Raw genomic sequence first — 13,742 nt, 5'->3', positions numbered from 1 at the left:
AGTCATGGGGTGCGGGCCTCTCGGTGGGGCAGAAGGGGAACACTGGCGAGAAGTTCGCGGGTGTAGTCGGCTTGGGGGTTTTCGAGCACATCGCCGACCGGTCCGTGTTCGACGATACGCCCGGAGCGCATCACGAGCGCGTCTTTGCACAGGCCGTCGACAATGCCGAGGTCGTGCGAAATGACAATCAGGGTGAGTTCTTCGTGCGCCGCCAGCCGACGCAGCAGCTGCAGCACGTGAGCGCGCACCGACACGTCGAGCGCACTGACCGGCTCATCGGCGATCACCGTCTCTGGTCGTGGGGCCAGCGCACGGGCAATGGCAACACGCTGCCGCTGGCCCCCGGAGAGCTCCCGCGGCAGACGTTGCGCGAACTCCTCCGGCAACCCGACGGCGGCCAAAAGCTCGAGGGTGCGGGCGCGGGCATCCCACGTCGGGCACAGCGCCCGCACCGGTTCAGCGATGATGCGCCCGACCGGCATGCGCGGGTTCAACGACGCGAACGGATCTTGCAACACGACCTGTACGCGGCGGCGAAACTCCCGCGCGCCCTTGTCGCGACCAACCGGAACTGCCTCGCCACGGTAGCTAATGGTTCCCTTCGTCGGGCGATTCAGCCCCAACAACATGCGTGCCAGCGTCGTCTTGCCCGACCCGGATTCCCCGATGATTCCGAGATGCCGGCCCGGCTCAACCGTGAGCGAGACGCCATCGACGGCCGGCTTTGATGAGCCGGGATACTGCATCGAGACGTTCGCGGCGTCAAACAGGAGCGATGTCATGCCGCCACCGCGATGCGCTCACGCGCGGGCTGCCAACTGGTCGCGTAGGCGGCGTCGACGAGACGTGCCGTGTACTCCTCGCGCGGGTTCGTCAGCAACTGCTCCGGGGTTCCGGTTTCCACGATGCGGCCCGACTGCATCACCACGATGCGATCGCAGCGCGAAGCCGCGACGGCCATATCGTGTGTGACGAGCAGCACGCCGGCGCCGCTGCGCTCGGTGAGATCGCCCATGAGCGCGAGCACCCGCGCCTGCACCGTGACATCGAGCGCCGTCGTCGGCTCGTCAGCGAGGAGGAGCGACGGGCGAGTCGACATCGCCATTGCGATCATGACGCGCTGACGCTGACCGCCGGAGAGCTCGTGCGGATAACGGCGAATGATGCTTTCGGGGTCGGGCAGGCCCACCATGTCAGCCAGCGCGATGGCGGTGCGGCGGGCGGAACCAGGGCGCAGTTGGCCGTGTGCGCGCAGCGGTGAGACGAGGTGGCGACCGATCGTGGTGAGCGGGTCCAGCGCCGTCTGGGGCTCTTGAAAAACACATCCGACGGTGCGGCCACGGAGCTTGTGGAGGTAGCGGGTCGACGCGCCGATCACCTGGGCGCCCTCGACCGTGATGCTGCCCGTGGCGCTCGCGGTGGGCGGCAGCAGGCCGAGCGTTGCCAGACACGTGAGTGACTTGCCGGAGCCGGATTCACCGATGAGTCCGACGCGCTCGCCGTGCTCAACGTGCAGGGAGACGCCGTCGACAACGGTGCGTCCGGCGATCGTGATGGTCAGGTTGTCAATGCTGAGCAGAGTCATGCGGGCACCTTCTCGGTTGCGGGGGCGGATGCGGGAGTGGGGCGCGGCGTGGCCCGCGCGGTGTTTTCGAGAGCGTCACGCAGGGCATCACCGATGAGGGCGAAGCCGATGACGAGCGTGGTGATGGCGATGCTGGGGGCAATGAGAACTTCGGGGCGCACCAATACTTGGGACTGCAGGTCGGAGAGCGTGCGGCCCCACGACGCGGTGGGCGGTGGCGTGCCGAAACCGAGGTACGACAGGCCCGCCTCGGCGAGAGCGGCCACCGACAGAATCTGGGTGGCGCGCACGAGAAGTGTGGGCGCCACATTCGGAAGCAAATGTGAGAACACAATGCCCATGGTTCCCACGCCGCCCGCTCTCGCCAGCGTCACGTAGTCAGACGCGAGAACACCGCGCAGTTCGGAGACCATCGTGCGGGCGACCACGACGCTACTACCGAGGCCGATCGCGATGGAGGAAGTCCAGATGCTGGCGCCGTACGAAGTCACCAAAATGATGGCCAGCACGAGCGTCGGGAAGGCGATCGCGATGTCGATGCCGCGTTCCATGACACCCGAGGTGCGGCGCGGAGCCAGCGCCGTCATGAGGGCGAGCGGAACCCCGACAACGATGGCAACGACGGTTGCGAGAACGGTGGCAAGCATGGTCGCTTGAGCTCCGGCGAGCAGGATGCTGAACAGGTCACGCCCGCCCGCATCGGTGCCGAGCCAGTGCTCAGGTGATGGCGGTAGCCAACGGTCGAGGGGTTCGAAGGTGGTCGGGTTATGGGGCGTCCAGAACAGCGACACGATCGCGGCGAAGGCGGGCACGGCGACGAGAGCGAGGCCAACGATGCCCAGCGGGTGGCGGAGAAAGCGGCGAATCATGAGGCGCTCCGAACGCGAGGATCAAGCACGCGGGAGAGCGTGGTGAGAACAACGGTGGTGATCATCACGAGGGCGGTAAGCACGAACAGGGTGCTCTGAATCGACGTGATGTCGCGGTTTCCGACGTCGCTGAGCAGCATGCCACCGACGCCGGGGAGCGCGAAAATCTGCTCGACGATGACGGAGCCCATCAGAATGCCCGCGATCTCCAGACCGATGATGCCGAGCAGGGGGAGTGCCGCGTTGCGGGCGCCATGGCGAACGAGTACTGCGCGTAGCGGCCAGCCCTGAGCGAGCCCGGTGCGAACCCAGTCCTTCAGCAGGATGTCGATCGTGACGCTACGGACGAACCGCACCAGCACGGCTGATTGTCCGATCGCAATGGCGGTGGCCGGCAGGATCAGCGAACGCAACGCCTCCATCGGGTCAGCCCAGCGGTCGGCAGGGAAGCCCTGCACGGGAAAGAGCCGCGTCGGCAGCGCGACAAGGAGCACGAGCGCGAGGCCGAGCACGAACGTGGGGATCGCTGCGCAGAGCTGGCTGAGCCCCGTGATCACGCGGCCGAATGCGCTGTCGCGGTAGATGGCGGCGATCACGCCGACCGGAACCGCGATGACAATGCTGAGGATGAGCGCGAGGATGCCGAGCGGAACCGTGACCTGCAGCTTTTCGCCGAGTTCGGCCGCCACCGAGCGGCCATCGAGGGCGCTCGTGCCGAGGTCGCCGGTGAGTACGCCGCCGAACCAATCCAGATACTGCTCCCAAATCGGGCGGTTAAGGCCCATCTGCTGGCGCAACGCCTCGATTTGCTCGGGGGTGGCGTCAACGCCGCCGAGAACGGCGGCCTGGTCGCCGGGAAGGATGGCCAAGAATCCGAAGATGGCCATGCTCGCCACCACGAGGGAGGCGATCAGAACGATCGCCTCCCCCGCGATGTAGCGAGCCGTGCGCTGGGCGCGGATCATGGTTCCGCGCCCAGACGGTGCCGCCGTGAGGGTCATCACTCGGCGATCGTGATGCCCGAAACCGGGAAGTTGGTCGAGTTGCGGTCGACCGCGAAGCCCGCAACGTCGGCGCCGGCGACGATGATGTTCTTCGGCGAGTACAGCCAGTCGCTCGCCGAGTCTTCGGCAACCAGGGTGACTGCCTCACGCATGGCTTCGTCGCGCTCGTCTTCGGTGAGCGCGGTGCGAGCGTCAGCGATCAGACCCTGAACCTTGGCGTTGTCGTAGCTCCAGTAGTAGTTCGGGTTGGCGTAGTACGTTGCCGTCGCCGGGTCGACGTGCAGCACCATCGTCAGCTCAAACTTCTTGTTCGTGTAGACGTCTTCCAACCAGGTCGCGAACTCGACGGTTTCGATCTTTACGTCAACGCCGACTTCGGCGAGCTCTGCCGCGATGAACTCGGTGATGATGGTGTCGTACGTGTTCGAGACCGTCAGCGTCAGTTCGAGGTCTTCGTAGCCGGCCTCCTTGAGGAGCTTCTTCGCCTCTGCGGTGTCGAACGCGGCCGTGTCGGTCGCGTCAACGTGCCACGTGTCACTCGGAACCGTGATGGTTCCGACTTCGAGCGCCTGGCCGCCGAGAACCTCAATGAGCTCGCTCTTATCGATCGAGCGGCGGATAGCCTCGCGAACGCGCTGATCCTTGAGCGGCTCGACGGTGTGGTTGAAGCCGAGCGTCATCCAGCTCGTCGACTCGCCCTCGGCCACCTGGAACGCGTTATCGGCGGCCAACAGGTCGGTTGTTTCGGGCGAGGCACCGACGAGAACGTCGAGCTCGCCACCGCGGAGTGCGGTCGCCGCCGTCGCCTCGTCAGCGATGTAGTGGAAGACGACTCCGCCGTTGCTCGGCGCGTCGCCCCAGTAGTCCGCGAACGGCTCGAGCGAGAGCGTTGCGCCGCGGTTCCACTGGCCGAGAGTGTACGGGCCGGTGCCATTCGTTGCCGATGCGAGGTCAACCGTCGAGGTCTGCGAAGTGATGTAGCCCGCACCCGTGGTAAGGGTCTCGAGGAAGTTAATGTCGCGTTCGGCGAGCACGATTTCGACGGTGCTGTCGTCGGTCGCGGTCACCGACACGACGCCGGTCATGCGCTTGGCATCAGGGTTCTTGGAGTCATCAGCGCTCGCGGCGGTGAGCGAAGCGACCACATCATCCATGGTCATCGGGGTGCCGTCGTGGAAAACAACGCCATCGCGCACCGTGAAGGTGTAGGTGAGTCCGTCTTCCGAGACCTCCCACTCCGTCGCCAGTGCCGGAACAATGGTGCGGTCTTCGGTGAGGCCGACGAGGCCCTGGTAGACGTTGCCGCGCATGACCTGAACGAGGCCAGCGCCCGATGTCGTGGTGACGTCGAGGCTCGTCGGCTCGAGCCCAACACGGATGTCGACGATCGCGGTGGGATCAGCAGCCGCGGCGGGTGCCGAGGTCTCGGGGGCCGCATCGTTTGCGGGGGAGGTGGAGCAGCCGGCGAGCAAGACACCGCTCAAGGCCAGGGCGGTGAACGCAACAGATCTGCGCATGGAATACCTTTCTGTTGTGGGGATTGCATCGCAACCCCTCACATGCTGTGCAGGACATCTATATGTCTAGATGTCCTTTGTGACGCGAAAGGGAGTGGCAGGTGAACGAGCGGCAAAGTGCCCGTGACTCAGCGCTGTCTGGCTTGCCGGTTTACCGTCGTATTGCCGCCGAGCTGTGGCAAGAGATTCAAGACGGCACGTTGCCCGCTGGCACCCGACTTCCCAACGAAAACGAGCTGGCCGCGCGATTCGGTGTGACGCGCCTCACGCTTCGGCAGGGCATCGTCGAGCTACAGCGCCTGGGCGCGGTGGAGATTCGCCGCGGTGTCGGCACGTTTGTCACGTCACCGCCCGACCTCGTTGAGATCGTTTCGAGCTTGCCCGTTGCCCGCCAGTCATCTGACTCGCTGGCGGACGCGCTTGACCTCAGCCTGCCGCCGGTCTCTGCCCGCCCCGTGCGCCAGGTCGATGAGGTCGTGCTGCACGCGGGCCCCGCAACAGAACCGTTGCCCGACGATATCGTGGCCGGCCTCGGAGTACCCCTGGCGGAGCTGCGCCGCCTCGACACCGTCATGATTCACGGCGGTCGCCGCTGGATCACCAACAGCTATTGGTACCCCGAGCGCCTCGGCGACGTTGAAGCCCTGGTTGCCGAGCACGGCCTCGTCGTGCGCGGTCTCGTCGAGGGTCTCGGCCTCGAACTGCGTTACCTGTGGCGCGCGTTTAGTGCAGTTGGAGCCGACTTTGCCGACGCCGACGCCCTCGGTGTGCCCACCGGTACGGCCCTACTAGTGCGAGATGGCGTCACCGCCGATACCGCGGGCCGCCCGGTGTTCTATGTGCGTCGTCGTCTGCGGGGCGACGAAGCCAAGTTCGTGCTGCGCTACGACACCGAATCCGTCACCCCCGACGACGATCTCTGACCTGCCGTCATGGTTCCGCCCCACGCGTGTGGCGCGCGTGGGTGGGGCGGAACCAGGGGCTCACTTTGCGGGGCGGCCGGCGGCTGCAATGATGCGGGCGACGATATCGCGGTCGTAGCGGAACACTTCGGGCGTCGGTTCGTGACGCTCGACAAACGGAACCACGCGGGTGCGCGCGTCGCGGATCTCAATGACCGCGCCACCAAAAGCAAGCTCGGCTGATTCTTCTGCCGGGTCGTCGAGCGAGCGGGCAATGTTGGCGACACCCGCGGCGACGACCACCGGAATGCCGTTGATCGTTTCGACGATCGGGTGGTGGTAGTGGCCGCTCAGCACGGCGCGCACGTCAGAACCGGTAATGATCTGGATGAACTCATCGGCGTCAGCGGGGTCAAGGGCGAGCGCCTGCAGCAGGTCGGTTTGCGCGTCTACCGGGGCGTGGTGCATCACAATGACGGTGCCGTTTTCAGCAGGAGTCGCGAGGGTTTCGCGGAGGAACGTGAGTTGCTCGGGTTCGATGTCGCCATAGCCGCGTGCGGGCACCGAGCTGTCGAGCACGATGACGCGCCAGCCGTTACTCTCGGCCACCGATGCGACTGGGCGGGCGGGGTCGACGCCGGGAAGTGCGTGCTCGTCGGCGTCGGGCTGTCCGCCGCCGAGCACCTCGCGAAAAGCTTCGCGCCGATCATGGTTGCCCATCGTGAACACCGTGCGAGCGCCGCGCTCACGGGCCCAATCGCCCATCATCGTGCGAGCACGCTGGTACGACTCGATGGTTCCGTCTTCGCTTACGTCACCGGCGACAACCACAAGGTCAAAGGTCTGCTCGGCGACGTGCGCGAGCGCGGCCGTCAGTTGGGCTGCCGTGTCGACCGTGTCATAGTGGCGAGCATCATCGCCGAAGAGGTGCGTATCGGTGAGGTGCAGGATGCGAAGGGTATTCATCGGGCTACCGTCTCGGACTTTGGTTAATGGATGGCGACATTAACGCAAAGATTAGCGGGCGCGGCGTTGCGCATGGGGCCCCGGGGTCTCGTTGACGGTGTTACTTGGTGAGTGCCTCGTGGCGGGTACGGCGCATCACGAGGATGAGTGCTGTGGCGACGGCGGCAGACGCGATGACCCACGCGGCGCCGACGGAACCAATGGCGAGCGTGAGCACGACACCGGCGACGGCAAGCAGGGTCGCGACGGTGACGCGGGTGCGACCGGCGGGCGGGGCGGTGATGCGGCGGCGCTCGAGGCCTCCGGCGAAAGAGGCGGCGACGACCACGGCGACGCCGACGGCGAGGAACCACAGCGGGCGGGTGAGCCACCAGTCGGTCGTGATCGGGGCGGGCAGTGCGAACGGGGCGTTGATGAGGGCGCCGGCGATCGCGATCGTGACGAGCATGTGCCAGCTGTAGATGGTCATGGAGCGCTCGCCGATCCAGGTGACGACGCGGGCAATGCCCGGCAACGCGCCGATGCGGCGGATGCCCGTGCGCAGCTGCAGGAAGATCATGGTCTGCGCGATGCCGAGCAGAATCAGCACGCCCATCGGCGGGTTGAGCGCCGCGTATAGGTCGGCGGGATAGAAGCCGGTGAGCATCGTGACGGCGATCGTCGCAAGGGCGGCGATGCCAATCGTGCGCTGGGCGCGGGTGCCGAGGCGGTCGAGCGTACCGTCGGCGAGGGCGAAGCCCAACTGCTGCGCGAACAGCCAGACGAACGCAATGTTGAGGGCGCCGATCGCGGTGATGTCGGTGGCCACGCGCACAACATCGACCACGAGCGCACCGAGCGCGAGAGTGAGGAGGGTCAGGCCTTTGCTTCGTTCATGGAGCCACACCATGGCCGGAACCAGGGCGGTGACACCGATGTAAACCGCCAAGAACCAGAACGGCTGGCTAATACGGAAGCCAGCGGTCGCAATGACGTCGGGGGAGACCCCAGTGACGGTGAGTGCTGCCAAGAAGATCGTGACCGCGGCGATCGCGGCGCCTGCGGGAATCAGCAGACGTGCCAGGCGAGCCGAGACGTATGCGGAGGCCGTGGTTCCGCGTGCCCGCAGCTTGCTGTATTGCGTGTACGACGCGAATCCGCCGAGCACGAAGAACAGCGGCATGACCTGCGCGAACCACGTGAGTACGGGCCAGCCCGACCAGTGCTCCATCGCGTTTTCGAGTACCGGGGTGCCGTTGGCGTCGAGGCTGACACCGACCATGAACGCGTGCAGGAACACGACGATCGTGAGGAGAACAGCACGGGTGGTGTCGATCGCGATGTCGCGGGCTCCGCCGATGACCGGGAGGTCGCGCGGGGTGCGTTTGACGGCGGTGGGGCGTGGGGCGATGTCGACCATACCCCTACGGTCGGGCACAACTATGGCGTGCCGCATCACCCCGCAGGGTTGACGTGACTAGTACCGCGGTAGGGGGTGGCTAGCTGGAGCGCTCGACGAGGCCGGCGTCGTAGGCGAGAATCACGGCGTTGACGCGGTCGCGCAGGTCGAGCTTCGTGAAGATGCGGCTGACGTGACTCTTCACCGTCTGCTCAGCGAGGAAGAGCGTCTCGGCGATCTCCTTGTTGGAGAGGCCGCGGCCGATGAGCACGAGGATTTCGTGCTCGCGCTCGGTGAGGTCGTTGAGCCTCAGGGCGTGGCGGTTGGTTGCCGGGCGCGTGGAGGCGAACTTCTCGAGGAGTCGCTTCGTTATTCGTGGCGCCAGCAACGCGTCGCCAGCGGCAACGATGTTGACGGCGTTGACGAGTTCTTCGGGCAGGGCGTCTTTCAGGAGGAAGCCGCTCGCGCCAGCCGTGAGAGCATCGTGCACGTATTCGTCGGCGTCGAACGTCGTGAGGATGAGCACGGCCGGGGCCGGGCGGTTGTCGCGTTTCGCGGTAGCCAGAATCTCGGTCGTCGCGTCGATGCCGTTGAGATTGGGCATACGCACGTCCATCAGCACGACGTCGGGGCGCAGTTCGCGAGCGAGGGCAACACCCTCGACGCCATCGCCCGCCTGGCCAACGATGGTGATGTCCTCGTGCGAACCGAGTATGGCGGCGAATCCCGCGCGCACCATCGCCTGGTCGTCAACGATCAACACGGTTGTCATAGCGTCTCTCCTCGGGGTGAGTCGCGGGGTATTGCCACTTGCACGGCGAAACCGCCACCCGGTTGTGGTGCTGTACTCACGGTTCCGTTCAGCACGTGCAGGCGCTCGCGCATGCCACGCAGGCCCTGCCCGCCACGGTGCGTTGCAAGCGGGTGATCGGAGCGCGAGCCATCGATCGTGCGCGTTGGTGCAGCGTTCCTGATCGTAATATGGCGGCTCGTGGGCGATTCGCTCCACGCGATGGTGATGGCGCCACCCGGTGCGTGACGGGCCGCGTTGCTCAGTGCTTCCTGCACGGCTCGGTAGACGGTGAGCCCGAGCAGCGGGTCAGCGCGTTCGGTGGGGGTGAGGTTCCACGCCCCGGTCACGGTGATCGGCGACAGGGCGCGGGCGCGTTCGACGAGGGCAGAGAGGTCGGCGAGCGTGGGCTGCGGGCTCGATGCGGCGTCAGAACCTTCATCACGCAGCACGCCGAGAATCGACCGCATGTCGGCCATCGAGGCTCGCGCGGTGGCGGCGATGTCGTCGAACTCGGCGATCGCGTCGGCGGGAAGACCGGTGAGGCGGTATCGTGCGCTCGCGGCACGCACCTGGATCGCCGACATGCCGTGCGCGACGACGTCGTGCAGTTCGCGGGCAATACGGGCCTTCTCCTCGGCAGCCTCGCGCTGTGCGATTTCGGCAGCCGACAGGGCGCGTTCGGCGACAAGCTGGGCGCCAACGATTTCCCAATTGCGCAGAATGATTCCGGCGAGAGCTGTGACGAGTGATGCGGCGGCAAACACAACCAGGTCGGCAATGATCGCGCCGCTCGGGGCGTTGGCGCTGAGCGCTTCGGCCGTCGAGACGATGACCATCAGCACGCCGCCGAACCAGCCAATCGTGACAACAAACCATCGCGCGCGCCAGCCGACGAGGAGCCACGTGAGCGATACCGCGATGGTCGTGGTCACCGAGACCGGCCAGGGCGCCTCCGTCGTGAAGGCGGAGCCACTCGTGAGCGAAGTCGCGCTCACGATCGCGGCGGCGACGCCACCCCACGGCAACACCAGCGCAAGCGGCATCGCGCCCGCAAGTACGAGCGAGAACAACAGCGCCGTGACGACCGGAACGTCATAAACCGTGACGCTCAGCGGTGCCGAAACCGCAAGAACGGCGACGGCAAACGTGCCCACGGCGAGCCAGAGCACGACATTCGCGCGCCCCGGAAGCACACGCCACCGCGACGTCCGCTCACTCGTATCGCTCATACGCTCCGTTCCGCCTCCCAGGCTAGTCTCCCCTGCTCGCTTCCACGCCGTTCCGGGTTGCTCGATACGCGCAGAACGCACGAAGTCCCCGCAACCAGCACCGTGCTTCCGGGGACTTCATTTGCTCATTACGGAGTTGAGCGTCTCAGCGGCAGGTAGGCGGCTGCCGCGAACGCGACCGTGAGGCCCAGCAACATGAACGTGAGGCCGGTGACACCAGCGTTCATGAAGAACTGCGCGACGCCTCCCCAGAGTTCGAACTTTGTGATCAAGAACACTACGCCCACCAACACGAGGCCGAGACTGACGAGACCGATCGTGAGCACCGGAGCGCCCCAACGGCGGTAGACCGTCGCGAAGAAGAGTCCCATCGAAAACAGCAGCATCGTGAGGGCGAAGTAGAAGATGCCCGCAATGACGGCGCCCGCTTGCCACAACCAGTCGAGACGGAAGAAGTAGCTATTGAAGCTCCATCCATTAGTGGCGTCCTCGATGAGGCCGCCGATGATGAATACGAGGGCCATGATGCCCGACGTGATCGCCCCCGCCGTCATGGTTCCGATATAGAACTCGCGACGCGTGATGCTCATGGCCTGGGAGAACGGAAAGGTAGCTGCCATGGCCATGATGCCGGCACTCAGCATGTACCACATGGGGGCCTGCGCGCCCCCGCCGAACTTGGGATCATCAGTGGGGATCATCCAGTGAATCAGTAGCGTGATGACGAATGTGCCGCCGAGGATGATGAGGGGTATCCAGATGAATGTCCAACGGTTCACAAACTGCATGCGGACGACGGTGCCGATGCGACTCATGGTGCGACCTCCTTCGACTCGGCCGCGGCCTGTGTCAGGCGCACGATGAGTTGTTGCAGAGAAACGGGTGCGAGCTCGATGCCCGCGGTGGTGAGCTGAGCGCGCTCACTCGGGGTGATGTGTCCGAGCACGGTGAGGCTTGTCACGTGTCCGAGCGATTCGCGGTGGAGCACTTCGCGGCCTGCGGCGAATGCCTCGACTGCGGCGCTTTCGCCCACGATGGCGGTGGCACGATCGCGCACGTCGTCGGTGGACTCATCCATGATGACCTTGCCCGCATCGATCACCATTACGCGTTCGATGAGGTTGGAGACCTCGTCGATCAGGTGGCTGGAGAGGATGATGGTGCGCGGGTGCTCGGCATAATCCTCGAGCAGTCGGTCGTAGAAGATTTGGCGTGCGACGGCGTCAAGCCCGAGGTAGGGCTCGTCGAAGAACGTGATCTCAGCGCGTGACGCAATGCCGATGATGACGCCGATCGCCGACAGCTGACCACGTGAAACCTTCTTGATGTCACGGTTCAGTGGCAGCTGGAACTCTTTGATCAGGCGCTGCGCGACCTCCTCATTCCAATTCGGGAATATGAGCGAGGCAGCCTTGAGCGCATTGCGTGCACGCCAGCCGTCGGGGTAGCGCTGACTCTCACGTACGAAGCACATGCGGCTCAGGACCCTCGCGTTTTCGTACGGCTCTTCACCGAAAATGCGCACGTCGCCCGAGGTGGCAAAGTTCTGCGCGGTGAGGATCGACATCACGGTGGTCTTGCCGGCGCCGTTGCGTCCGAGTAGGCCGTAGATGGTGTCTCTTTCAAGTGAGAAGCTCACGTTCTCTACCGCGGTGGTCGTGCGGTATCGCTTGGTGAGGTTCTTGACTTCGACAACGGTGGTCATCAGTTTTCCCCTTCTGTTTGTGTGGCGCGGTCTCGAATGAGAACGGCCAAGTCTTCGGCGGTGAGCCCGAGCTTGCGGGCTTCAACCAGGAGTGGATCGACGAAGCGATCTGCGAAGATCCCTCGTCGTTCGGTGAGGAGTTGGTCACGTGCACCGGACGCGACGAACATGCCGATGCCTCGGCGCTTGTAGAGCACTCCCTTGTCAACGAGCATGTTCACTCCCTTCGCTGCGGTCGCCGGGTTGATGCGATAAAACGCGGCGAGCTCATTGGTGGATGGCGCCTGACCTTCTTCAGCGAGTGAGCCATCGACGATCGAGTCTTCGACCTGCTCCGCGATCTGAAGGAACAGCGGCTTGCCTTCTTCAATCACGATCACCTCCACTTCGTTGGTTCCTTACTCGACTAACTAACCACATAACCTAAGGTATGCGCAAGGGGTTTCTTCCCACATCAAATCTCATGACGGAACCATCCCTGCGATGGCGAGGAATGGTTCCGAAATCGTGTGGTGCAGAGCGAGCGCTACAGTGAGGCGCGGGAGGGGCTGCCGGTGGCATCGCGGCCGAGGGCGAATGCGGCGATCACCACTGCCAGCAGAATCAGCGCCCCGACGGTGGCTACGACGCCGAGCCATCCCCACGGTTGAAATGCGAGACCGACGGCCCAACCGAAGAGGCTCGAGCCGCCGTAGTACGCGAGGTTGTAGAGGCTCGATGCTTGCGCGCGCCCGGTGTGCGCGATCGCCGGAATCCACCCCGATGCGGTGGCGTGGGCGGCGAAGAACCCGGCGGTGAAGATCAAAAGCCCCGCGATGACCGCGACGATCGAGTCTGAAATGGTGACCCCGAGCCCGACAATCATGAGCGTCGCGGCGCCGATCAAGACGCGGTAACGACCGATGCGCACGGCCAGTCGCCCCGACTGCGCCGACGACCACGTGCCCGACAGGTAGGCGAGAAACAGGAACGATGAGATCGTCGCCGGGATGAGAAACGGTGGTGCTTGCAGCCGGAACCCGAGGTAGTTGTACACCGCGACGAATCCGCCCATGAGCAAGCCGCCCTGGCAGAACAGGGCGATGAGGCGAGAGTCGCGCAGGCACGTCATGATCTTGCGGGCGAGCGGAATATCGCGGTCGGAACCACGGAGCACGGGTTCGAATCCGCGCGGTGCCGGGGCGAGGAGGAAGAAGATCAAGCCAGCGATAGCGGCGATGATCGAGACGACCAGGGTGCCCACGCGCCACGTGACGATTTCGCTGAGCGGGCCGGCGATGATGCGCCCGGCGAGGCCGCCGAGTGAGGTGCCGGAGATGTAGGTTCCGCTTGCGATCGCGGCGGCTCGGGGTGAAACCTCTTCGGCGAGGTAAGCGAGTGCGACTGCCGGGATGCCGCCGAGTGCCGCGCCCTCGATGAATCGCAACACCAGCAGGGTCTCGAACGTGGGAGAGAAGGGCACCGCGAGGCCTAGAATCACGGCAGCGGTCAGTGCGACGCGCATTGTGTAGCGACGCCCGCGGCGGTCGGCCATGCGCGACCACGGGATGACGGCGAGGGCGAGGCCGAGAGTTGCGGCCGAGACCGCGAGGGCCGCGGTCGCCTCGCTGACTCCCTCGTCTGCGGCAAGTTCGGGCAGCACGCCCTGCACCGAGTACAGCTGTGAGAACGTCGCGACGCCGGCGGCAAACAGCGCGAGGATCAGGAGGCGGTAGCCGCGTGAGCCGCGGTCATGCCCGCCCCACGCCTCGCTCATCACCACACTTTCCCGCACACGGTTTCAGGCTAGCCCTG

The 13,742-nt window shown here is 65.3% G+C and carries 14 protein-coding genes; 1 reads left to right on the top strand and 13 read right to left on the bottom strand.

What is annotated here, in order from left to right; all coding sequences use genetic code 11:
• Nucleotides 1–2: 2 nt before the first annotated feature.
• Genes ACQUSY_RS03130 through ACQUSY_RS03110 form a run of 5 tightly spaced genes read right to left on the bottom strand, consistent with a single transcriptional unit; the run spans nucleotide 3 to nucleotide 4,975 of the window.
• On the bottom strand, nucleotides 3–782 hold the full coding sequence (locus ACQUSY_RS03130) for an ABC transporter ATP-binding protein (RefSeq protein WP_428903054.1): 780 nt from the start codon (nucleotides 780–782) through the stop codon (nucleotides 3–5).
• Nucleotides 779–1,585 carry an ATP-binding cassette domain-containing protein gene (locus ACQUSY_RS03125; protein ID WP_428903053.1) on the bottom strand — a complete coding sequence of 269 codons (807 nt, stop codon included), beginning with the start codon at nucleotides 1,583–1,585 and terminating at the stop codon, nucleotides 779–781. Before ACQUSY_RS03125 ends, ACQUSY_RS03130 begins: the two co-directional genes overlap by 4 nt.
• A complete protein-coding gene (locus ACQUSY_RS03120) occupies nucleotides 1,582–2,454 on the bottom strand; it encodes an ABC transporter permease (RefSeq protein WP_428903052.1) in 873 nt (290 codons plus the stop codon). Before ACQUSY_RS03120 ends, ACQUSY_RS03125 begins: the two co-directional genes overlap by 4 nt.
• The gene (locus tag ACQUSY_RS03115; protein WP_428903110.1) at nucleotides 2,451–3,455 is read right to left on the bottom strand and encodes an ABC transporter permease; all 1,005 of its coding nucleotides are present in this window, start codon (nucleotides 3,453–3,455) and stop codon (nucleotides 2,451–2,453) included. Before ACQUSY_RS03115 ends, ACQUSY_RS03120 begins: the two co-directional genes overlap by 4 nt.
• On the bottom strand, nucleotides 3,455–4,975 hold the full coding sequence (locus ACQUSY_RS03110; protein WP_428903051.1) for an ABC transporter substrate-binding protein: 1,521 nt from the start codon (nucleotides 4,973–4,975) through the stop codon (nucleotides 3,455–3,457). The genes ACQUSY_RS03115 and ACQUSY_RS03110 overlap by 1 nt, the downstream gene beginning before the upstream one ends.
• 101 nt (nucleotides 4,976–5,076) lie before the next feature.
• On the opposite strand from ACQUSY_RS03110, the gene ACQUSY_RS03105 reads away from it, so the two are divergent.
• The gene (locus tag ACQUSY_RS03105; RefSeq protein WP_428903050.1) at nucleotides 5,077–5,898 is read left to right on the top strand and encodes a GntR family transcriptional regulator; all 822 of its coding nucleotides are present in this window, start codon (nucleotides 5,077–5,079) and stop codon (nucleotides 5,896–5,898) included.
• A 60-nt stretch (nucleotides 5,899–5,958) separates the two neighbouring features.
• Here ACQUSY_RS03105 and ACQUSY_RS03100 read toward each other — a convergent pair whose 3' ends face one another.
• The 8 genes from ACQUSY_RS03100 to ACQUSY_RS03065 form a co-directional block, all read right to left on the bottom strand.
• Nucleotides 5,959–6,843 carry a metallophosphoesterase family protein gene (locus ACQUSY_RS03100; protein ID WP_428903049.1) on the bottom strand — a complete coding sequence of 295 codons (885 nt, stop codon included), beginning with the start codon at nucleotides 6,841–6,843 and terminating at the stop codon, nucleotides 5,959–5,961.
• A gap of 100 nt (nucleotides 6,844–6,943) precedes the next feature.
• Nucleotides 6,944–8,242 carry an acyltransferase family protein gene (locus ACQUSY_RS03095; RefSeq protein ID WP_428903048.1) on the bottom strand — a complete coding sequence of 433 codons (1,299 nt, stop codon included), beginning with the start codon at nucleotides 8,240–8,242 and terminating at the stop codon, nucleotides 6,944–6,946.
• Between the two features lie 79 nt (nucleotides 8,243–8,321).
• Nucleotides 8,322–8,993: a response regulator gene (locus tag ACQUSY_RS03090; RefSeq protein ID WP_428903047.1), complete on the bottom strand. Its 672-nt coding sequence runs from the start codon at nucleotides 8,991–8,993 to the stop codon at nucleotides 8,322–8,324.
• Nucleotides 8,990–10,243 carry a sensor histidine kinase gene (locus ACQUSY_RS03085; RefSeq protein ID WP_428903046.1) on the bottom strand — a complete coding sequence of 418 codons (1,254 nt, stop codon included), beginning with the start codon at nucleotides 10,241–10,243 and terminating at the stop codon, nucleotides 8,990–8,992. Before ACQUSY_RS03085 ends, ACQUSY_RS03090 begins: the two co-directional genes overlap by 4 nt.
• Before the next feature lie 128 nt (nucleotides 10,244–10,371).
• Nucleotides 10,372–11,058 (bottom strand): hypothetical protein, encoded by a 687-nt coding sequence (locus tag ACQUSY_RS03080; protein ID WP_428903045.1) that lies wholly within the window; start codon nucleotides 11,056–11,058, stop codon nucleotides 10,372–10,374.
• The gene (locus tag ACQUSY_RS03075) at nucleotides 11,055–11,948 is read right to left on the bottom strand and encodes an ABC transporter ATP-binding protein (RefSeq protein ID WP_428903044.1); all 894 of its coding nucleotides are present in this window, start codon (nucleotides 11,946–11,948) and stop codon (nucleotides 11,055–11,057) included. The genes ACQUSY_RS03080 and ACQUSY_RS03075 overlap by 4 nt, the downstream gene beginning before the upstream one ends.
• Nucleotides 11,948–12,322 (bottom strand): GntR family transcriptional regulator, encoded by a 375-nt coding sequence (locus ACQUSY_RS03070; RefSeq protein ID WP_428903043.1) that lies wholly within the window; start codon nucleotides 12,320–12,322, stop codon nucleotides 11,948–11,950. The genes ACQUSY_RS03075 and ACQUSY_RS03070 overlap by 1 nt, the downstream gene beginning before the upstream one ends.
• A gap of 152 nt (nucleotides 12,323–12,474) precedes the next feature.
• Entirely contained in the window at nucleotides 12,475–13,704 is a 1,230-nt protein-coding gene (locus tag ACQUSY_RS03065) for an MFS transporter (RefSeq protein WP_428903042.1), read from the bottom strand.
• Nucleotides 13,705–13,742 lie beyond the last annotated feature (38 nt).

Origin of the sequence: Microbacterium daqui, assembly GCF_050408675.1 — a bacterium.
Classification (GTDB): Bacteria; Actinomycetota; Actinomycetes; order Actinomycetales; family Microbacteriaceae; genus Microbacterium.
The sequence above is the reverse complement of the archived record's forward strand: the minus strand, read 5'-3'. Positions and strand labels throughout refer to the sequence as shown.

What these genes read in the sequence shown, in the direction of transcription:
- ACQUSY_RS03075 (WP_428903044.1), bottom strand. Translation starts at nt 11,948, where the DNA reads ATGACCACCGTTGTCGAAGTCAAGAACCTCACCAAGCGATACCGCACG.
- ACQUSY_RS03080 (WP_428903045.1), bottom strand. Translation starts at nt 11,058, where the DNA reads ATGAGTCGCATCGGCACCGTCGTCCGCATGCAGTTTGTGAACCGTTGG.
- ACQUSY_RS03120 (WP_428903052.1), bottom strand. Translation starts at nt 2,454, where the DNA reads ATGATTCGCCGCTTTCTCCGCCACCCGCTGGGCATCGTTGGCCTCGCT.
- ACQUSY_RS03115 (WP_428903110.1), bottom strand. Translation starts at nt 3,455, where the DNA reads ATGACCCTCACGGCGGCACCGTCTGGGCGCGGAACCATGATCCGCGCC.
- ACQUSY_RS03090 (WP_428903047.1), bottom strand. Translation starts at nt 8,993, where the DNA reads ATGACAACCGTGTTGATCGTTGACGACCAGGCGATGGTGCGCGCGGGA.
- ACQUSY_RS03125 (WP_428903053.1), bottom strand. Translation starts at nt 1,585, where the DNA reads ATGACTCTGCTCAGCATTGACAACCTGACCATCACGATCGCCGGACGC.
- ACQUSY_RS03065 (WP_428903042.1), bottom strand. Translation starts at nt 13,704, where the DNA reads ATGAGCGAGGCGTGGGGCGGGCATGACCGCGGCTCACGCGGCTACCGC.
- ACQUSY_RS03095 (WP_428903048.1), bottom strand. Translation starts at nt 8,242, where the DNA reads ATGGTCGACATCGCCCCACGCCCCACCGCCGTCAAACGCACCCCGCGC.
- ACQUSY_RS03110 (WP_428903051.1), bottom strand. Translation starts at nt 4,975, where the DNA reads ATGCGCAGATCTGTTGCGTTCACCGCCCTGGCCTTGAGCGGTGTCTTG.
- ACQUSY_RS03100 (WP_428903049.1), bottom strand. Translation starts at nt 6,843, where the DNA reads ATGAATACCCTTCGCATCCTGCACCTCACCGATACGCACCTCTTCGGC.
- ACQUSY_RS03130 (WP_428903054.1), bottom strand. Translation starts at nt 782, where the DNA reads ATGACATCGCTCCTGTTTGACGCCGCGAACGTCTCGATGCAGTATCCC.
- ACQUSY_RS03085 (WP_428903046.1), bottom strand. Translation starts at nt 10,243, where the DNA reads ATGAGCGATACGAGTGAGCGGACGTCGCGGTGGCGTGTGCTTCCGGGG.